Source organism: Staphylococcus sp. HMSC057A08 (genome assembly GCF_001812925.1).
GTDB classification, from domain to species: Bacteria; Bacillota; Bacilli; order Staphylococcales; family Staphylococcaceae; genus Staphylococcus; species Staphylococcus hominis.
This window is the reverse complement of the sequence record NZ_KV810854.1, coordinates 509,411-529,867: the sequence shown is the minus strand read 5'-3', so window position 1 is coordinate 529,867 and position 20,457 is coordinate 509,411. Positions and strand designations below refer to the sequence as shown.

The window sequence follows — 20,457 nt, the reverse complement described above, 5'->3', positions numbered from 1 at the left end:
ACCATGCTTTTTATATTTGCGATTATCGCATTACTTATCACATTTATTTTAGTTCCTGTACTTATACCGACACTTAAACGAATGAAATTTGGTCAAAGTATCCGCGAAGAAGGTCCTCAAAGCCATATGAAAAAAACGGGTACACCAACCATGGGTGGTTTAACGTTTTTAATTAGTATTATTATTACATCTATGATTGCTATATTTTTCACAGATCATTCTAATCCCATTATTCTATTACTCTTTGTCACAATAGGATTTGGACTCATTGGCTTTATTGATGATTACATTATTGTAGTTAAAAAAAATAACCAAGGACTTACAAGTAAGCAGAAATTTTTAGCTCAAATTGCAATAGCAATTATATTTTTCATTCTAAGTGATGTTTTTCATTTAATAGAATTTTCAACAAGTATAAATATTCCATTTACTAATTTTGGAATTCCATTGTCGTTTGCGTACGTTATTTTTATTGTTTTTTGGCAAGTTGGGTTTTCAAACGCAGTTAATTTAACTGATGGATTGGATGGATTAGCAACTGGCTTATCAATTATTGGATTCACTATGTATGCAATTATGAGTTTCATGTTAAATGCCCCTGCAATTGGTACTTTTTGTATTATTATGATTTTTGCATTACTCGGTTTCTTACCGTATAACTTAAATCCAGCCAAAGTATTTATGGGAGATACAGGAAGCTTAGCATTAGGAGGTATTTTTGCTACAATTTCAATCATGTTAAACCAAGAATTTTCATTACTTTTTATAGGTTTAGTATTTGTTATCGAAACATTATCAGTAATGTTGCAAGTATCATCTTATAAATTAACTAAAAAAAGAATCTTTAAAATGACACCAATTCATCACCATTTTGAACTTAGCGGATGGAGTGAATGGAAAGTTGTTTCAGTATTTTGGCTTGTGGGGTTAATTTCAGGATTAATTGGATTATGGATAGGAGTGCATTAGAATGCTAAATTATACAGGATTAGAGAATAAAGATGTTCTTGTAGTTGGATTAGCAAAAAGTGGTTATGAAGCTGCTAAGTTATTAGTTAAATTAGGTGCAAATGTAACTGTAAATGATGGGAAAGATTTATCTAAAGATCCCCATGCAAAAGACTTAGAAACATTAGGGGTGAAAATTGTTGATGGTGGTCATCCATTATCATTACTTGATAGCAACCCAATTATTGTTAAAAACCCAGGTATACCTTATACAGTTTCAATTATTGATGAAGCATATCAACGAGGTCTTAAAATTTTAACTGAAGTAGAATTAAGTTATTTAATTTCTGAAGCTCCAATTATCGCCGTAACTGGTACAAATGGTAAAACAACAACAACTTCTCTCATTGGAGATATGTTTAAAAAAAGTAGATTAACTGGAAGACTTTCAGGAAATATTGGGTATGTTGCTTCTAAAGTAGCTCAAGAAACGTCACCTGATGAATATCTAATCACTGAATTATCTTCATTCCAATTACTTGGCATTGAACATTACAGACCTCACATTGCCATCATTACAAATATCTATTCTGCTCATTTAGATTATCATGAGTCATTAGAAAATTATCAAAATGCGAAGCGACGTATTTACAAAAATCAAACAGAAGATGATTATTTGATTTGTAATTATCATCAACGTCATTTAATTGAAACTGAAAATTTAAAAGCTAAAACATTATATTTTTCTACTCAACAAGAAGTAGATGGCATCTATATTAAAGATAATTATATCGTTTATAATAATGTTAACCTTATTAATATTGATGACTTAGTTTTACCGGGAGAACATAACTTAGAAAATATTTTAGCTGCTGTTTTAGCTGCAATACTTGCAGGCGTGCCAATTAAGGCTATCGTAGATAGTTTAACAACATTCTCAGGTATTGAACATCGATTACAATATATTGGAACGAATCGAACAAATAAATACTATAATGACTCTAAAGCAACCAATACATTAGCAACACAGTTTGCTTTAAATTCATTTAAACAACCTATTATCTGGTTATGTGGTGGTTTAGATCGAGGTAATGGATTTGATGAATTAATTCCTTACATGAAACATGTTAGAGTAATGGTAGTTTTCGGTGAAACTCAAGATAAATTCGCTAAATTAGGTAATAGTCAAGGTAAAGAAGTAATCAAAGCAGTTGATATAGAAGATGCAGTAAAAAAAGTTCAAGATGTCATTGAACCTAATGATGTTGTTTTACTTTCACCAGCATGTGCAAGTTGGGATCAATATAAAACATTTGAAGAACGTGGCGAAAGATTTATTGAAAGTTTCCGTGCATACCTACCATCTTAATTAAAGGATGTGAAGTAATTGGATGATACAAGGGGCAATAGAAATAAAAAGATTCGTTCTATCAAGCGTTCATTTGATAAAGACAAAACTGAATTAGAAAATGATAAAAATAAAAAAATTAAAGATGATGTTAAATCAAAAGATAGACTCCAAAAAGAAAAGAATCTTTCAAATGATAGAAGGTCAAATAAATCTTTAAATTCTTCGAAAAATAAAGGTGAAAATTTAAAGAAAGAAGTAAAAACAAGGTTAAGAGAAAAACGCAATAAATTTCAAAATGATAAATATAGTCACTTAACGGTAGCTGAAAAACGAGAACAACAAAAGATAGATAAAAGAAAGCGACAAAAACGTATTCAATATATTATTGTTACTACTTTAATACTTTTAATTATATTATTTCTACTATATATGTTTACACCATTAAGTAGAATTTCTCATGTTAATATTAGTGGTAATCATAATGTAAGTGATAGTCAAGTTGAAAAAGAATTAAATATCAAAAAAGGATCACGCATTTATACTTTTAGTAAAAGCAAAGCTATCAATAATTTAAAGAAAAATTCATTAATCAAAGATGTTCAGATTAATAAACAGTTGCCTAATACTTTAAATGTTAAAATTATTGAAAATAATTTAGTAGGTATTGTAAAAGATAAAAATAAATATGTGCCAATAATTGAAGGAAATAAAAAATTAGACAATTATAATGGTGATATTGCGAATAGTGCACCTGTGTTAGAAGATTTTAAAGGTGACAATTTAAATAGTATCACGAAAGCATTATCTAAAATGTCTAATGAAACGAGAGATATGATTTCAGAAATAAAATATGCACCTTTACAGAATCAACAAAATCGAGTCCTTTTATATATGAAAGATGGCATGCAAGTAGTAGGAGACATCAATACTCTAGCTAACAAAATCGAGTATTATCCTCAAATGTCTCAATCTCTTGCAAAAGATAGTTCAGGTCAATTAAAAACACAAGGATATATTGATTTATCTGTAGGAGCATCATTTATTCCATATAATGAAAATAGCAGTATTAATTCTAAGTCCGATCAAAATGTTCGTCAAAAAACACAGCAAGAAACAGAAGCAAAAAATGAATTACAAAGTGCATTAAATAAAATAAGCGAACAATCGGATACAAATAATTAAAAAATTTCGATAATAATATGTGTTTATAGTTCACAAGCTAAACGACGTATTGTAAACTAAATATAGTGTATTTTAATAGTATTTTGTCAGGAGGTGCCTATCTATGGAGGAACATTACTATGTAAGCATAGATATTGGTTCATCAAGTGTTAAAACAATAGTAGGCGAAAAATTTCACAATGGTATTAATGTGATAGGTACAGGGCAAACCTACACTAGCGGTATTAAGAATGGATTGATTGATGATTTTGATATTGCGAAACAAGCAATTAAAGATACAATTAAAAAAGCTTCTATCGCATCAGGTGTGGATATAAAAGAAGTTTTCTTAAAATTACCTATCATTGGTACTGAAGTGTACGATGAAGAAAACGAAATTGATTTTTACGAAGATACAGAAATTAGTGGATCACATATTGAAACAGTATTGGAAGGTATACGTCAAAAAAATGATGTACCTGATACAGAAGTTATTGATGTGTTTCCGATTAGATTCATTGTAGATGGAGATAACGAGGTTTCGGATCCTAAAGAACTCATTGCAAGACACTCGTTAAAAGTAGAAGCAGGTGTTATTGCAATTCACAAGTCAATTCTAATTAATATGATTAAATGTGTAGAATCTTGTGGAGTAGATGTATTGGACGTCTATTCAGATGCTTATAACTATGGCTCTATTTTATCTGCAACTGAAAAAGAATTAGGTGCATGTGTAATTGATATTGGTGAAGATCTCACTCAAATCGCCTTTTATGAACGCGGTGAACTTGTAGATGCCGATTCAATTGAATTAGCTGGACGTGATATTACAGATGATATCGCAGAAGAATTAAACACTACATATGAAACAGCTGAAAAAATTAAACATCAATATGGACATGCTTATACACAATCAGCGTCTGATCAAGACGTTTTCAGTGTTGATCAGGTAGATAGTGACGAATTAGTAGAGTATACTCAAAAAGATTTAAGTGCAGTTATTGAAAGAACAGTGCAAGATATCTTTGATGAAGTATTTGATGTGTTGGTAGATTTAGGATTAACTAAAGTAAATGGTGGATTCATTGTTACAGGTGGTTCTTCAAACTTATTGGGCGTTAAAGAATTACTAAGTACAATGGTTAATGAAAAAATAAGAATCCATACACCTTCTCAAATGGGAATTAGAAAACCTGAATTTACTTCAGCGATTTCTACAATATCTAGTAGTATCACATTTGATGAATTATTAGATTATGTTACAATAAATTATCAAGATAATGATGAATTTGAAGAAGAAGTCATTGAAAATGACGAACACAATCATACTTCAAAATCAGGTGGCTTTGACTGGTTTAAACGTAAATCTAATAAAAACGAAGACCCTGACGAAAATCATCAGCCAGAAGTACGTGAAAAAGCGGAGAAACATGATGATTATGAAACGTATGACGAAAACAACCATCAAGATGGAACACATCATTATGATGATGAACATGAAAAATCTGATAAAGAAGAAAGCAAATTTAAAAAGCTTATGAAATCTCTATTTGAATAATTGGCCATTAAGACTAGGAGGAAAAATAAATGTTAGAATTTGAACAAGGATTTAATCATTTGGCGACATTAAAAGTCATCGGTGTAGGTGGCGGCGGTAACAACGCTGTTAACCGCATGATTGATCATGGAATGAACAATGTTGAATTTATTGCTATTAACACTGATGGGCAAGCTTTAAACTTATCTAAAGCAGAATCTAAAATACAAATCGGTGAAAAATTAACACGTGGTTTAGGTGCAGGTGCAAATCCAGAAATTGGAAAAAAAGCTGCTGAAGAATCACGTGAACAAATTGAAGATGCTATTCAAGGCGCTGATATGGTATTCGTTACTGCTGGTATGGGCGGCGGTACTGGTACAGGTGCTGCACCAGTAGTTGCTAAAATTGCTAAAGAAATGGGAGCATTAACAGTGGGTGTTGTAACTCGTCCATTTGGCTTTGAAGGACGTAAACGTTCTACACAAGCAGCAGCAGGTGTTGAAGCTATGAAAGCGGCAGTTGATACATTAATCGTTATCCCTAACGATCGTTTATTAGATATTGTTGATAAATCAACTCCTATGATGGAAGCATTTAAAGAAGCAGATAATGTTTTACGTCAAGGTGTTCAAGGTATCTCTGATTTAATCGCTGTATCAGGTGAAGTGAACTTAGACTTTGCTGACGTTAAGACAATTATGTCTAACCAAGGTTCTGCATTAATGGGTATTGGTGTATCTTCAGGCGAAAATAGAGCAGTGGAAGCTGCTAAAAAAGCTATTTCATCTCCATTACTTGAAACATCAATTGTTGGTGCTCAAGGTGTGTTAATGAACATTACAGGTGGCGAATCTTTATCTTTATTCGAAGCTCAAGAAGCAGCTGATATTGTACAAGATGCAGCAGATGAAGATGTAAATATGATTTTCGGTACTGTAATTAATCCAGAATTACAAGATGAAATTGTTGTAACAGTAATCGCAACTGGATTTGAAGACAAACCAACATCTCAAGGACGTAAAGCGTCAAGTACTGGTTTTGGTTCAAGTGCAACTTCTAGTCCATCAACTCAAAGTGCACCAAAAGAAGACTCATTCACACATAGTACATCTAATTCACGTCCTTCTGATGGTCTAAGCGAAAGAAGTCATACTACTAAAGATGATGATATTCCTAGCTTTATTCGTAATAGAGAAGAAAGACGTTCTAGAAGAACTAGACGCTAATATTAAAGCATAAATATAAAATAAGGAGCAGTGATTTCTGAGGAGAATGCTGCTCTTTTTATTTTGTTTAATTTAAAAAGAAATATGTTATATAATACATTTATATACATCTTTTAATCGAAATGCAGATAAAATATAAAACAATAGTCTAGATATGATTATTCTTAAAAGTGAGGGTGGTTTTCACAACGTGGAAAAATTTATAAAACAGCCACATTATTTGAGTTATACATCACAATATGATCAGTTAACACTTGGTTTTACTACACGTGAAGATGGAAAAAGTCCATATCCAAGAGATGCATTTAATATGGCACGTTATATTGATGATGAACCTAGTCATGTGACGCATCATCAAGAGATATTAGCTAATGCTATCAACTTTCCTACACAACAATGGGTTTTTCCTATTCAAACACACGAAAATAATATCGCTCACATTACTAAAGCACATTGTGGCGCTAATATTAAGGCATTAGGTAATGAATTATATGGAATTGATGGTATGTACACTTATGATTCAGATATATTATTAACGATGTGTTATGCTGATTGTGTACCTGTATATTTTTATAGTGAAAAACATCATTTTATCGCTCTAGCTCATGCGGGGTGGAGAGGAACATATGGTCAAATAGTAGTAGAAATGCTTAAATATGTAGAATTTGACTATCAAGATTTAAATGTAGTCATAGGTCCAGCGACTTCTTCAACCTATGAAATAAATGATGATATTAAAAATAAATTTGAAACATTGCCTATTAATTCTGACAAATATATTGAAACACGAGATACTGATCGACATGGTATTGATTTAAAATTAGCTAACGCTTTATTATTAAAAAATAGTGGCGTACCAGCTGAAAATATTAATATTACAAAATACACTACCTCAGAAGACTTATCGCTTTTTTTCTCTTATCGTGTTGAAAAAGGTAAAACTGGCAGGATGCTAGCATTTATAGGTCAAAAAGGAGAAGTGTAGTGTAATGCAGTTATATCACTATAATCCTTTATGTCATTACAAAGTTAAGAGGTTGATATATAATGAAAGTGACAGAAAATTTAGAAAAAATACAAGCGGAAATTAATCATCATCTTGAAAAAAGTGTAATTAAGACCGCTCCAAACGTGATTGCAGTAACAAAATATGTTACAATAGACCGAGCAAAAGAAGCGTATGATGCTGGTTTAAGACACTTTGGAGAAAATAGAGTAGAAGGTTTTCTAGAAAAAAAACAAGCCTTACCTAAAGATGTTACAATGCATTTTATCGGTTCACTGCAGTCTAGAAAAGTAAAAGATGTGATTAATGACATCGATTATTTACATGCACTAGATCGTTTGAGTTTAGCAAAAGAAATTAATAAAAGAGCAACTCACACTATTTCATGCTTTATCCAAGTGAATGTTTCTGGTGAAGAAACTAAACATGGTATTGCGCTTAGTGAAGTTAATGATTTTATTGAACAAATTAAAGCATTCGACAATATTAAAATTGTTGGATTAATGACAATGGCGCCTTATACCGATGATAAGGACTACATACATCAGTTATTTAAACAATTGAGATTAAAACGAGATGAAATTAAAAACCTTAAATTGAATTATGCACCATGTGAATATTTATCTATGGGAATGAGTAATGATTATACTATTGCTGTAGAAGAAGGTGCTACATTTATAAGAATAGGGACTAAACTTGTTGGAGAAGAGGAGTGAGCCCCGTGGCTATCAAGGATTTATTTAATAATTTTTTCCTAATGGAAGATGAAGAAGAAGTCGAAAGCCCTGCTGAAAGACAACAGCGTGTAACACAAAATGAAGAAAATCAAAATCGTAATATGCAACAGCAACCTATTGAAAGAACACAGAATAATCAAAATCACTTAAAAACTGTACCTCAAAAGAAAGTATCAAAAAATTACAATACTGAAGAAAGGAATTATCGTATGGGAAATACATCAAATAAGTCTAATTCAAAAAATGTTGTTACTATGAATCAATCAGCTGGTACAGGTTATAGTAATTACGAAAATTCAAAAATGTGCTTATTTGAACCTCGTGTATTTTCAGATACTCAAGACATTGCAGATGAACTTAAAAATCGTCGTGCGACATTAGTTAACTTACAACGTATTGATAAAGTATCAGCGAAACGTATTATTGACTTCTTAAGCGGAACAGTTTATGCCATTGGCGGAGATATACAACGTGTAGGTGCTGATATCTTCCTTTGTACACCTGATAATGTTGAGGTGGCAGGTAGTATTACCGATCACCTTGAACAGATGAATACACAACAACATTACGAATAATTTAAGGAGTAGAATATAATATATGGATGTTGGTATATTAGCTAGTATATTTAACTTTATAATATTACTAGTTCAAATTTATTATTGGGGAATGATTATTTATTTCTTTACTTCATGGGTTCCAACAATTAGAGAATCTAAATTTGGATCATTTTTAAGTAAGATATATGAACCTTTCTTAGAGCCATTTAGAAAGATTATTCCACCCATTGGTATGATTGATATTTCATCAATTGTAGCATTATTTGTACTTGTATTATTTCAATATGGATTGCAAAGTATTTTTGATATGATATTAAATTATTTAATACTAAAATAATTTTATAATAAGTTAGTAGAGCCTGTGATATGCATAATGTCTCAGGCTCTTTAACACTTAAAAGAGGAGGCGTTAATCATCGATATTTATCAGCACTTTAGAAATGAAGAACAACCACTTATTAATCAATTATTAGATAAATGTGAACAAGTTAATCAACAATATGCACCTGTATTGACTTCATTTTTAGATCCTAGAGAACAATATATATTAGAAGTCATCGTCGGTAGTTTTGAAGATATGAAAGTGAGCTATTTCGGTGGTCAATCGGCAGAAAGAAAGAGAGCAATTATTGCGCCTAGTTATTTTGAACCTACTGAAGGTGATTTTGAAGAAGTATTAATCCAAATTAATTATCCTGAGAAATTTGTGTCTATTCAACATCAACATGTACTTGGAACTTTAATGTCTTTAGGTATAGAAAGAGAACAAGTAGGAGATATACTTGTTGGTGATACGATTCAGTTTGTTTTGACAAAGCAATTGGAATCATATATTATGATGGAATTAACAAAGATTAAAGGTGCTACAGTCAAACTTGATTCTATTCCATTTAAAGATATGATACAATCAAAAGAGAATTGGAATATTCATCATAGTACAGTCAGTGCTTTAAGATTAGATGTCGTTTTAAAAGAAATGATTCGAAAATCTAGATCAATTGCTAAACAATTAATTGAAAAAAAACGGGTAAAAGTGAATCATACTTTAATCGATTCTCCCGATTTTCAACTTCAAAACAATGATTTGCTCTCTATTCAAGGATTTGGACGTGCTCGAATTGTTGATATAGGTGGCAAAACTAAAAAAGAAAAAGTTCATATAACGTATCAAACACTATTTAAGTAAATGATATTGATTGATAAATAATAAAAACACCTTTATGATGGTTCGTTTTAAGGAGGATAATAGATGGCTTTTACACCTAATGAAATAAGAAATAAGGAATTTACAAGAGTGAAAAATGGTTTGGAGCCTGCTGAAGTTAGCGACTTTTTAACTCAATTAAGTAATGAGATTGAAAGACTTAAAGAAGAAAAAAAACAACTTGAAAAAGTGCTTGAAGAGAGAGATACTAATATTAAATCTTATCAAGATGTTCATCAATCAGTAAGTGATGCGCTTATTCAAGCTCAACAAGCTGGAGAACAAACAAAAATTGCTGCCACAAAAGAATCAGAAGCAATTATCTCTAAAGCAAAAGCGCAAGCTGATGTGATTGTAAATGATGCTATTGAAAAAGCACGTCATTTATCTTTCCAAACTGAAGATATGAAACGTCAATCTAAAATATTTAGATCAAGATTTCGTATGCTTGTAGAAGCACAGCTGGATTTATTGAAAAATGATGATTGGGATTACTTATTAAATTATGATTTTGATGCAGAACAAGTGACACAAGAAAACATACAGCATTTAAATCCACAAGATGTAAATCCAAATGCGAATAGTGAAACTCCAACGAGTGAAACAACTGAGACAGTATCAAATGAGGAAAATCAGTCAATCAATTCTAATGAAACAACTAATACAAATAAGTCTACTTCTGAAAATAAGGATGTTTCAAGTAGCGAATCATCATCAAATAAATAGTTAATAAAATGTCAGACACGTAAAAAATAATAAACTTTTCACAGCGAGTTAGGACACGGTGCAAGCCTAATATAAGTCTATTTTTTATATCACTGGCAAATTAAAATTTTATAATATTAAGAAGAGAACTCTAAGTTGAGTTAAGAAGGGTGGTACCGCGGGTTTCCCGTCCCTATTAATTGAACTTAGAGTTCTTTTTATATTTAAGGAGTGGAAAATATGAATTACAAAGAAACTTTATTAATGCCTAAAACTGACTTTCCAATGCGAGGAGGTTTACCTAATAAAGAGCCAAAAATTCAAGAGCAATGGGAAGCAAATAATCATTATCAAAAAGCTTTAGAGAAAAATGAAGGAAATCAATCATTTATTTTGCATGATGGCCCACCTTATGCAAATGGTAATCTTCACATGGGACATGCATTAAATAAAATTATTAAAGATATTATTGTACGTTATAAAACGATGCAAGGATTTTACTCACCTTACGTTCCAGGATGGGACACACATGGTTTACCAATTGAACAAGCATTGACTAAAAAAGGCGTTGATCGCAAAAAAATGTCAATTGCTGAGTTTAGAGAAAAATGTAAAGAATTTGCTTTAGAACAAGTTGAACTTCAAAAACAAGATTTTAAGCGTTTAGGTGTACGTGGGGACTTTAATAATCCATATATTACTCTTAAACCTGAATATGAAGCAGCTCAAATTCGTTTGTTTGGCGAAATGGCTGATAAAGGTTTAATTTATAAAGGTAAAAAACCGGTATATTGGTCACCATCAAGTGAATCTTCACTTGCTGAAGCTGAAATTGAATATCATGATAAACGTTCAGCATCTATTTATGTAGCCTTTGATGTTAAAGATTCAAAAGGTACTATCGATGAGGATGCTCAATTTATTATCTGGACAACTACACCTTGGACATTACCTTCTAACGTAGCAATTACAGTTCATCCAGACTTGAAATATGGTCAATATAATGTAAATGGTAAGAAATATGTGATTGCTGAAGCTTTAGCTGAAAGCGTTTCTGAAGCATTAGGTTGGGATAAAGATACTATTCAATTGGAAAAAGAATTTACAGGGAAAGAGTTAGAGTATGTTGAAACACAACATCCTTTCATAGATCGAGTATCCTTAGTCATTAATGGTGGTCATGTAACAACTGATGCTGGTACTGGTTGTGTACACACTGCCCCTGGTCACGGGGAAGATGACTATGTTGTAGGTCAAAAATACGATTTACCTGTTATCAGTCCTTTGGATGATAAAGGTGTCTTCACCGAGGAAGGCGGACAATTTGAAGGTATGTTCTATGATAAAGCAAATAAAGCTGTAACAGACCTTTTAACTGATAAAGGTGCCTTATTAAAGTTAGACTTTATTACGCATAGTTATCCGCATGATTGGCGTACTAAAAAACCAGTTATTTTCCGTGCAACACCTCAATGGTTTGCTTCAATTAATAAAGTGAGACAAGATATCTTAGATGCGATTGAAGAAACTGATTTTAAAGTAGATTGGGGTAAAACACGTATTTATAATATGATTCGTGATCGTGGTGAATGGGTGATTTCTCGTCAACGTGTATGGGGTGTACCATTGCCTGTATTTTACGCTGAAAATGGCGATATTATTATGACAAAAGAAACAGTCAATCATGTAGCTGATTTATTTGAAGAATATGGCTCAAATGTTTGGTTTGAAAGAGAAGCTAAAGATTTATTACCTGAAGGATTCACACATCCTGGAAGCCCTAATGGAGAATTTACTAAAGAAACAGATATTATGGATGTTTGGTTTGACTCTGGTTCATCTCATAGAGGCGTGTTAGAAACTCGTCCAGAATTGCATTTCCCAGCCGATTTATATTTTGAAGGTAGTGACCAATATCGTGGTTGGTTTAACTCTTCAATTACTACAGCAGTTGCGACTAGAGAACAAGCGCCTTATAAATTCTTATTGTCACATGGTTTCGTAATGGATGGCGAAGGTAAAAAAATGAGTAAATCTTTAGGTAACGTTATCGTACCTAATCAAGTAGTAAAACAAAAAGGTGCAGATATTGCACGATTATGGGTAAGTAGTACAGACTACTTAGCAGATGTACGTATTTCAGATGAAATTTTAAAACAAACGTCTGATGTTTATAGAAAAATCAGAAATACTTTAAGATTTATGTTAGGTAATATTAACGACTTTAATCCTGAAACAGACAGTGTACCTGAACATGAATTATTAGAAGTAGATCGCTACTTATTGAATCGCTTACGTGAATTCACTGCTAGTACTATTAATCACTATGATAACTTTGATTACTTAAATATTTATCAAGAAGTTCAAAACTTTATCAATGTTGAATTAAGTAACTTCTATTTAGATTATGGTAAAGATATTCTGTATATTGAACAAAAAGACGCACATAAACGTCGTAGCATGCAAACAGTGTTGTATCAAATTTTAGTAGATATGACCAAATTACTCGCTCCTATTTTAGTACACACTGCCGAAGAAGTATGGTCTCATACACCACATGTTAAAGAAGAAAGTGTTCATTTAGCAGATATGCCAAAAGTTGTGGACGTTGATCAAGAGTTATTAGATAAATGGAATCAATTTATGTCATTACGTGATGATGTAAACCGTGCATTAGAAGCAGCACGTAATGAAAAAGTTATCGGTAAATCTCTTGAAGCTAAAGTAGTGATTGGAAACAATGATCACTTTAAAGCTGCAGAATTTTTACAACAATTTAATGACTTACAACAATTATTTATCGTCTCTCAAGTTGAAGTGACTGAAAAAGTAGACAATGGAAATGAATATCAACATGGTGACATTCGTATTGACCATGCTTCAGGTGAAAAATGTGAAAGATGTTGGAATTATAGTGAAGCATTAGGATCTGTTGGTGAACTTGATCATTTATGTCCACGTTGTCAAGAAGTCGTAAAAACTTTAGTTTAATTCAATAAAGATAGAACGCTTGTAACCTAATTAAGGATTACGAGCGTTTTTTTTAAAGTATATAAATATTAAATAATAATAGTTTGAAAATATAGCTGAATAGAGTTTCAAGTTTAGATGAAGAGGAACTAGGTTATAACACATAATAAGTGATGGAATATTTCTCGTATGTTTATGATAGATATAGGAAGAGGGATAAAATTATGGGCAAGATTTTACTAACTGGGGCTTCTGGATATATCGGTAGTCATTTAAAAGATAAATTAAAAGATAATCATGAGATTATCGCAATATCAAGAAATGCTCAAAATAAAAAAAATGAAAGAAATGTAACTTGGAAATCAGCGGATTTATTTGATTTAGATGCTATAACTGAGGTAATGGAAGGTATAGATACTGCGATATATCTTGTTCATTCAATGATGCCAAGTGCTAAACTTACACAAGCGAATTTCGAAGATATGGATGCACTACTAGCTGATAATTTTGGACGTGCAGCAAAAAAGCAAGGTGTTAAACATATTATATTTATGAGTGGTATTATCCCAAATGATACTCAGTTATCACCTCACTTAAAAAGTCGGTTAGAATGTGAAAAAATATTAGGATATTATGACATCCCTGTAAGCACATTACGTGCTGGTCTAATTATAGGTTCAAAAGGTAGCTCATATCCTATTTTAAAAAGAATGATAGAGCGTTTGCCAGCAATGATTCTACCGAACTGGGCTCACAATATGATTGCGCCAGTATCTATTGATGATGTTATTGATAAATTAGCTATGTTAGTTGAACGTTCTCCACAAGAAAATGAAGCATTTGATATTACAGGACCTAAGGTAATGAATTATCAAGAATTATTTGAACGTACAGCGGCTATTCTTGATAAACGTTTACCTATGTTGAATTTACCAATTATTCCTATTTGGTTAAGTCGATTTTGGGTTAGACTGATTTCGCAAGTACCTAAAGAAATGGTATACCCACTTATGGATAGTTTAGTGCATGATATGATTCCACAGCCTGAGCGTATAAAACCTGAAATATCATTAGGGAAAATGAATTATGAAGAAAGTGTAAGAAAAGCACTGAAAGAAGAACAAGATGAACAACAAACAATAACTACAAAACAGTCTAAACCTAAATCAAAGCAAGATAAGAAAAATGAAATGAAAGATGTTAGAGCAATAACGCGTTTTAAAATTCCTGAAAGTTATTCAATGCGTGATGTAACAAGAGAATATGCAGAATTTATAAATGATATTACGCTTCATTTAATAGATGGTACCATTAATGAGCATGAATTTAATATTCAATTACCATTAATAAAGAAATTCATTTTAAAAATGACACGACATAATCATGATTCTACGAGTGAAATGATTGTATATAAAATTGTTGGTGGAGATTTAGCAATGGCTAAAGACGGCGGTAATGCGCGATTTGAATTTAGGCGTATATTAGATACTAATGAAGGTATTGTAGCATTACATGAATATGAACCAACATTACCATGGGGAGTTTATAAGTTTACTCAAGCCAATGCACATAAGTTTGTGATGGATGTGTTTAAACACCATATGAATCATTTAGCTAATGAAGAAGAAGATAAACAAGATCCTGTTAATAAAATTTTTACTAATCTTGCTATGACTACTGGTGCAATGATTGGCGCATTTGTTGGTGCAAGAATATACAATAAATTTTTAGCTAAAAAATAGTATACTTTATGTATTTAAAAGTTTTCGATGGAAGAGCCATGAAGTTCTTTCTATCGAAAGCTTTTTTTAGCCTAAATAGTTGAATATTACGCATTAAGACTGATAAAATTTTAATTATTTTATTATAGAATAATCATTAATCGTAGCTATTTTAAATTGAAAGAGAGATTTTAAAATTTAGGAGGTACCCTATGTTTCATGATAATGATGCACATTTTATTAATGGTATCACTTTAAATGTAAGAGATTTACGTACTTTACAACCGTTCTATGAAGAATTATTAGGATTTAAAAAGGTGGAAGAGACATTAACGGCTGTCAAATATCAAATTGGAGATCGTCACCATTATATTACTTTAAGAGAGATAAAATCTGGACGAAATCCTTTATCTCAAGAAGCTGGTTTATTTTATATAGGAGTTCAATTATCCAATACACACCATCTGGCAGATCTAATCGAAAAGTTAAATGACTATGAGTTACCAATTAATGGTGGAGAACAAAACGTATGTACATTTATTTTTGTCGAAGATCCAGAAGGTCATATGTTTAAGTTTTATGTTGATAAATCGATTTCTGATTGGAAACAAGAAAGTGAATGGATTAGACTCGATATTAAGCCACTCGATGTTTCTTCATTATTACCATATGCATCAACCATCGGATGGCAAGGTTTACCTAATGATAGTAAAATTGGGAATATTAGTTTAAAAACCATTCGATTAAATGAAGTAAGAGAGTATTATCTAAACTATTTTGGACTAGTACCTTCTGCATATTTAGATGATGAATCTTTTTATTTAGCTTCTGAACAATATTATTGTCATCTTTCAATGAATCAATGGAATTCAAAAATAAAGCGAATAGATAATGAACATACTTATGGTCTATCTATCGTTGACTTTCATTATCCAGAAACACATCATATCAATATTAAAGGCCCAGATGGTATCCAATTTAGATTTAATTTTATAAAGGTAGAGTGATGAAATGAAAAAATGGATTTTTTTAATGGTATTTGTATGCATGATATTTACGGGCGGTGCAATTTTTGATGGTCTAGACAATCAAGATATGACTGAACCTACAATTCATTTTTGGGAAAAAAATCCTATGAAATATAACACATACGCTAAAGGTCAATGTACTTACTATGTATTTGATCGAGTAAAAGAAGATCATCATTTAATAAGTAACCAATGGGGTGACGCTAAATATTGGGCTAATAAGGCTAAGAAACAAGGATATACAGTCAATGAAAATCCAACTAAGGGTTCTATTTTACATTATCCAAAAGGAAAACATGGACATGTTGCTTATGTAGAACAAGTCAATAATGATGGCTCTTTAATAGTCTCTGATATGAATTTCAGAAAACCTTACGAAATTACAACACGTTTTGTAGATGTTTATCAAGTCGATCAATTTAATTATATTCATCCTAAAAGTAACACAAATATGACATAGAAGATTGTAGCTTTTTTTATGCTAAGTAGTAGGCTATAATGTAGAGTGTTGTCAAAGAGTTGAGGGCTGAATGGAGGCACATGAATGAAAAAGAAATATTATATTGGTTTATCTTTAATAGTAGCCATCGTGATTTTAATTATAGACCAATTAACTAAAAAAATAATTACAGCAACAATGAACATTGGTGATTCTTATGAAGTGATTCCTCATTTTTTAAATATTACCTCACATAGAAATAATGGTGCAGCATGGGGGATTTTAAGTGGTAAAATGGGATTTTTCTATATTATTACTCTTATTATTTTAGCTGTACTTATTATATTTTATATTAAAGAAACTAAATATAATGCGTTTATGCAAGTTGCAATTAGCTTATTATTTGCAGGTGCATTAGGTAACTTTATCGATCGTTTATTCAATGGTGAAGTTGTTGATTTCATTGATACAAATATTTTTGGATATGATTTTCCAATTTTTAATATCGCAGATTCAAGCTTAACAATTGGTGTTATTTTTGTCATTATTGCATTGGTTAAGGATGCAACCAAAAAAGAATAGGAGGGCACGTAGTGGAAACGTATAAATATAAAATAGAAGATGAAGCACTCGTAGGTCAGCGTATTGATAAATTATTATCTGATTTCAATAGTGAGTGGTCTAGAAGTCAACTTCAAGATTGGATTAAAAATGATTTAGTCACTGTTAATGGTAAAATAATCAAATCAAATTATAAAGTTAAATTAAATGATGAGATTCAAGTAACTGAAAAAGAAGTGGTTGAAGCCGATATTTTACCGGAGAACCTCAATTTAGATATTTATTATGAAGATAAAGATGTAGCCATTGTTTATAAACCTAAAGGTATGGTTGTACACCCTTCACCAGGTCATTATACAGGTACATTAGTTAATGGATTAATGTATCAAATTAAAGATTTATCAGGTATCAATGGAGAGATACGTCCTGGTATTGTTCATCGTATTGATAAAGATACGTCTGGGTTACTTATGGTAGCTAAAAATGATGTAGCACATCGTGGTCTAGTAGAACAACTTATGGATAAAACAGTAAAGCGTAAGTATACAGCTTTAGTACATGGTAATATTCCTCATGATTATGGAACAATTGATGCTCCAATAGGCAGAAACAAAAAAGACCGTCAATCTATGGATGTTGTTGATGATGGAAAAGAAGCAGTGACTCATTTTAATGTATTAGAGCATTTTAATGACTATACATTGATTGAATGTCAATTAGAAACAGGGCGTACTCATCAAATTCGTGTTCATATGAAATATATTGGGTTCCCACTTGTTGGAGATCCTAAATATGGTCCTAGAAAAACATTAGATATTGGTGGACAAGCGTTACATGCTGGAGTTATTGGTTTTAAACATCCTGTCACTCATGAATATATTGAACGTCATGCTGAGTTACCTCAAGCGTTTCAATCGCTATTAGAAGATATTCGATTAAGAGAATCATAAAATTAGAGAATAAAGTCGTAAATTAAAAGAAAGCATATTGACTTATGAACTAAAAAGATTTAAGCTAATAACAGTTAAAATTAAACAAAACAGTGTCTTTTAAAAAGAGTCCAGAGAGGCTCAAAAGACAGGGTGACTAATGATATAAATATGATTAACTTCAATTGTTCGATTACTATCAGACTAATCATATAAAATATTTTTATATACATTAAACCTCATGTCTTTATAAAAGGCATGAGGTTTTTTCTTTTAAGAGGTGTAATCATGTCAGAACGTATTATTATGGACAAAGCGGCTATACAACGTACTGTTACACGTATAGCACATGAAATTCTAGAATATAATAAAGGAACTGAACAACTTGTTCTTTTAGGTGTTAAGACAAGAGGCGAATTTTTAGCACGTCGTATTCAAGAAAAAATTAAACAAATTGAACATCATGTAGTTCCAACAGGTACGATTGACATTACTCATTTTAGAGATGATATTGAAAACTCGAAAAAGCCTATCACTAAAGATGCCATTGAAATTGATCAAGATGTTACAGATAAGATAGTGATTATTATTGATGATGTACTTTATACTGGACGAACAGTTAGAGCATCTTTAGATGCAATTTTATTACATTCTCGACCTATAAAGATTGGCCTCGCTGCCCTTGTGGATCGTGGCCATCGTGAACTGCCAATTAGAGCAGACTTTGTTGGAAAGAATATACCTACTGCAAAAGATGAAGCAGTATCTGTTTATCTTGAAGAAATAGATGATAGAAATGCAGTAATAATTGAATAACTAACCTTTTAAACCAGTACGAGAGACTGAAAAAGGTGAAGTATGTAATGGTGAGCGTGTAATGTATTTATTAAATGGATAGATGATATGTCTCACTTAAATTAAATACTTTTCCTATGTCATGTTATAAAAAACTTAAAGAAGCTTTTTATAATATTTCATTAATTTATTTTAGTCTCTTTACCATAGTGTAAAGAGACTTTTTTAGAAAGGAAGAACATTTCATGGAAAATGAGCAAATGTTTGAACGTACTGTCAAACCAGTACTAGATGTAAAAGATAAACCAAAACCAGCACAATGGGCGTTTTTAAGCTTACAACATCTATTTGCAATGTTTGGGTCAACTGTCCTTGTTCCATTTTTAACAGGGTTACCTATTTCTGCTGCATTATTAGCATCGGGTATAGGAACATTACTATACATATTAATTACTAAAGCAAAAATACCTGCCTATTTAGGTTCAAGCTTTGCATTTATTACTCCAATTATTACGGGGTTAAGTACGCACAGTTTAGGAGATATGCTTGTCGCATTATTTGCTAGTGGCGTAATGTATATCATTATTGGTATTTTCATAAAATTAAGTGGTACCGGTTGGTTGATGCATCTTTTACCACCAGTTGTTGTTGGTCCAGTTATTATGGTCATTGGATTAAGTCTCGCACCAACAGCAGTAAACATGGCAATGTATGAGAATTCAGGAGATATGAAGGGTTACAATTTAAGCTATTTATTAGTCGCATTAGTAACCTTACTAGTAACTATTATTGTTCAAGGATTTTTTAAAGGTTTCCTTTCACTTATTCCTGTGTTAATAGGAATTATTGTAGGTTATATTGTGTCAATTTTTGTAGGCATTGTTAATTTCAAACCAATTGCTAAAGCCAGTTGGCTAGATTTTCCAGATATATATTTACCATTTAAAGATTATGTTCCATCGATACATATCGGACTTATTTTAGTCATGTTGCCTATAGTATTTGTAACAGTCAGTGAACATATTGGTCATCAAATGGTGATTAATAAAATTGTAGGACGTAATTTCTTTGAAAATCCTGGTTTACATCGTTCAATTATAGGTGATGGCGTTTCAACAATGTTTGCTAGTATTATTGGAGGACCGCCTAGTACAACTTATGGTGAAAATATTGGTGTGCTCGCAATTACAAAAATATATAGTATTTATGTCATTGGTGGTGCAGCAGTGATTGCAATTATCTTATCATTTATAGGTAAGTTCTCAGCATTAATTTCATCAATTCCTACACCAGTGATGGGTGGTGTATCTATCTTATTATTCGGTATTATTGCAGCAAGTGGACTTAGAATGTTGGTAGAAAGTCGTGTTGATTTTGCTAGTAATCGTAATTTAGTTATTGCGTCAGTAGTACTAGTAGTCGGTATTGGAAATTTACTTATCAATTTAAAAAGTCTTGGTGTGAACCTACAAATTGAAGGCATGGCTTTAGCAGCATTATCAGGAATCATATTAAATCTTATTTTGCCAAAAGAAAAAGAAGAATCAGACATTAAATAAAAGAGGATCTTTTAGGAGGC

The 20,457-nt window shown here is 31.5% G+C and carries 19 protein-coding genes; all 19 read left to right on the top strand.

Translation table 11 applies throughout. The annotated features are described in order from the left end of the window. Positions 1-3 precede the first annotated feature (3 nt). On the top strand, positions 4-969 hold the full coding sequence (mraY, locus tag HMPREF2881_RS07115) for a phospho-N-acetylmuramoyl-pentapeptide-transferase (protein ID WP_002448868.1): 966 nt from the start codon (positions 4-6) through the stop codon (positions 967-969). A 1-nt stretch (position 970) separates the two neighbouring features. Beyond that, a complete protein-coding gene (gene murD, locus HMPREF2881_RS07110) occupies positions 971-2,317 on the top strand; it encodes a UDP-N-acetylmuramoyl-L-alanine--D-glutamate ligase (RefSeq protein ID WP_002448780.1) in 1,347 nt (448 codons plus the stop codon). A gap of 18 nt (positions 2,318-2,335) precedes the next feature. After that, complete coding sequence (locus HMPREF2881_RS07105; protein WP_002455461.1) at positions 2,336-3,481, top strand: cell division protein FtsQ/DivIB; 1,146 nt, start codon at positions 2,336-2,338, stop codon at positions 3,479-3,481. Positions 3,482-3,584: 103 nt separating this feature from the next. Then, positions 3,585-5,018, top strand: a complete 1,434-nt coding sequence (gene ftsA / locus HMPREF2881_RS07100; RefSeq protein WP_002448732.1) for a cell division protein FtsA — start codon at positions 3,585-3,587, stop codon at positions 5,016-5,018. Positions 5,019-5,047: 29 nt separating this feature from the next. After that, on the top strand, positions 5,048-6,226 hold the full coding sequence (gene ftsZ, locus HMPREF2881_RS07095; protein WP_002448818.1) for a cell division protein FtsZ: 1,179 nt from the start codon (positions 5,048-5,050) through the stop codon (positions 6,224-6,226). Between the two features lie 190 nt (positions 6,227-6,416). Next, complete coding sequence (gene pgeF, locus HMPREF2881_RS07090) at positions 6,417-7,211, top strand: peptidoglycan editing factor PgeF (protein WP_002448754.1); 795 nt, start codon at positions 6,417-6,419, stop codon at positions 7,209-7,211. A gap of 62 nt (positions 7,212-7,273) precedes the next feature. After that, positions 7,274-7,948: a YggS family pyridoxal phosphate-dependent enzyme gene (locus HMPREF2881_RS07085; RefSeq protein WP_002455459.1), complete on the top strand. Its 675-nt coding sequence runs from the start codon at positions 7,274-7,276 to the stop codon at positions 7,946-7,948. A 5-nt stretch (positions 7,949-7,953) separates the two neighbouring features. Beyond that, complete coding sequence (gene sepF, locus HMPREF2881_RS07080) at positions 7,954-8,544, top strand: cell division protein SepF (RefSeq protein ID WP_002455458.1); 591 nt, start codon at positions 7,954-7,956, stop codon at positions 8,542-8,544. A 22-nt stretch (positions 8,545-8,566) separates the two neighbouring features. Beyond that, positions 8,567-8,863: a YggT family protein gene (locus HMPREF2881_RS07075; protein WP_002448805.1), complete on the top strand. Its 297-nt coding sequence runs from the start codon at positions 8,567-8,569 to the stop codon at positions 8,861-8,863. 75 nt (positions 8,864-8,938) lie between these two features. Further along, positions 8,939-9,712 carry a YlmH family RNA-binding protein gene (locus HMPREF2881_RS07070; protein WP_064206886.1) on the top strand — a complete coding sequence of 258 codons (774 nt, stop codon included), beginning with the start codon at positions 8,939-8,941 and terminating at the stop codon, positions 9,710-9,712. Positions 9,713-9,775: 63 nt separating this feature from the next. Next, positions 9,776-10,456: a DivIVA domain-containing protein gene (locus tag HMPREF2881_RS07065; protein ID WP_002448772.1), complete on the top strand. Its 681-nt coding sequence runs from the start codon at positions 9,776-9,778 to the stop codon at positions 10,454-10,456. A gap of 219 nt (positions 10,457-10,675) precedes the next feature. Next, on the top strand, positions 10,676-13,426 hold the full coding sequence (ileS, locus tag HMPREF2881_RS07060) for an isoleucine--tRNA ligase (RefSeq protein WP_002448848.1): 2,751 nt from the start codon (positions 10,676-10,678) through the stop codon (positions 13,424-13,426). 203 nt (positions 13,427-13,629) lie between these two features. After that, the gene (locus HMPREF2881_RS07055) at positions 13,630-15,147 is read left to right on the top strand and encodes an NAD-dependent epimerase/dehydratase family protein (protein ID WP_002488683.1); all 1,518 of its coding nucleotides are present in this window, start codon (positions 13,630-13,632) and stop codon (positions 15,145-15,147) included. Between the two features lie 191 nt (positions 15,148-15,338). Further along, positions 15,339-16,133: a VOC family protein gene (locus HMPREF2881_RS07050; RefSeq protein ID WP_002448857.1), complete on the top strand. Its 795-nt coding sequence runs from the start codon at positions 15,339-15,341 to the stop codon at positions 16,131-16,133. Positions 16,134-16,137: 4 nt separating this feature from the next. Further along, on the top strand, positions 16,138-16,614 hold the full coding sequence (locus tag HMPREF2881_RS07045) for a CHAP domain-containing protein (RefSeq protein ID WP_002455452.1): 477 nt from the start codon (positions 16,138-16,140) through the stop codon (positions 16,612-16,614). Between the two features lie 84 nt (positions 16,615-16,698). Then, complete coding sequence (gene lspA, locus HMPREF2881_RS07040) at positions 16,699-17,175, top strand: signal peptidase II (RefSeq protein WP_002448847.1); 477 nt, start codon at positions 16,699-16,701, stop codon at positions 17,173-17,175. A gap of 11 nt (positions 17,176-17,186) precedes the next feature. After that, on the top strand, positions 17,187-18,104 hold the full coding sequence (locus tag HMPREF2881_RS07035; RefSeq protein WP_002448828.1) for an RluA family pseudouridine synthase: 918 nt from the start codon (positions 17,187-17,189) through the stop codon (positions 18,102-18,104). Positions 18,105-18,371: 267 nt separating this feature from the next. After that, positions 18,372-18,899, top strand: coding sequence for a bifunctional pyr operon transcriptional regulator/uracil phosphoribosyltransferase PyrR (gene pyrR, locus HMPREF2881_RS07030; protein WP_002448721.1), 528 nt, complete (start codon positions 18,372-18,374; stop codon positions 18,897-18,899). A gap of 224 nt (positions 18,900-19,123) precedes the next feature. Further along, entirely contained in the window at positions 19,124-20,437 is a 1,314-nt protein-coding gene (locus HMPREF2881_RS07025; protein ID WP_002448743.1) for a uracil-xanthine permease family protein, read from the top strand. The last annotated feature ends 20 nt before the right edge of the window (positions 20,438-20,457 follow it).

What these genes read in the sequence shown, in the direction of transcription:
- HMPREF2881_RS07050 (WP_002448857.1), top strand. Translation starts at nt 15,339, where the DNA reads ATGTTTCATGATAATGATGCACATTTTATTAATGGTATCACTTTAAAT.
- HMPREF2881_RS07065 (WP_002448772.1), top strand. Translation starts at nt 9,776, where the DNA reads ATGGCTTTTACACCTAATGAAATAAGAAATAAGGAATTTACAAGAGTG.
- ftsZ (WP_002448818.1), top strand. Translation starts at nt 5,048, where the DNA reads ATGTTAGAATTTGAACAAGGATTTAATCATTTGGCGACATTAAAAGTC.
- pyrR (WP_002448721.1), top strand. Translation starts at nt 18,372, where the DNA reads ATGTCAGAACGTATTATTATGGACAAAGCGGCTATACAACGTACTGTT.
- HMPREF2881_RS07075 (WP_002448805.1), top strand. Translation starts at nt 8,567, where the DNA reads ATGGATGTTGGTATATTAGCTAGTATATTTAACTTTATAATATTACTA.
- mraY (WP_002448868.1), top strand. Translation starts at nt 4, where the DNA reads ATGCTTTTTATATTTGCGATTATCGCATTACTTATCACATTTATTTTA.
- HMPREF2881_RS07055 (WP_002488683.1), top strand. Translation starts at nt 13,630, where the DNA reads ATGGGCAAGATTTTACTAACTGGGGCTTCTGGATATATCGGTAGTCAT.
- HMPREF2881_RS07025 (WP_002448743.1), top strand. Translation starts at nt 19,124, where the DNA reads ATGGAAAATGAGCAAATGTTTGAACGTACTGTCAAACCAGTACTAGAT.
- lspA (WP_002448847.1), top strand. Translation starts at nt 16,699, where the DNA reads ATGAAAAAGAAATATTATATTGGTTTATCTTTAATAGTAGCCATCGTG.
- murD (WP_002448780.1), top strand. Translation starts at nt 971, where the DNA reads ATGCTAAATTATACAGGATTAGAGAATAAAGATGTTCTTGTAGTTGGA.
- HMPREF2881_RS07045 (WP_002455452.1), top strand. Translation starts at nt 16,138, where the DNA reads ATGAAAAAATGGATTTTTTTAATGGTATTTGTATGCATGATATTTACG.
- ileS (WP_002448848.1), top strand. Translation starts at nt 10,676, where the DNA reads ATGAATTACAAAGAAACTTTATTAATGCCTAAAACTGACTTTCCAATG.
- HMPREF2881_RS07085 (WP_002455459.1), top strand. Translation starts at nt 7,274, where the DNA reads ATGAAAGTGACAGAAAATTTAGAAAAAATACAAGCGGAAATTAATCAT.
- ftsA (WP_002448732.1), top strand. Translation starts at nt 3,585, where the DNA reads ATGGAGGAACATTACTATGTAAGCATAGATATTGGTTCATCAAGTGTT.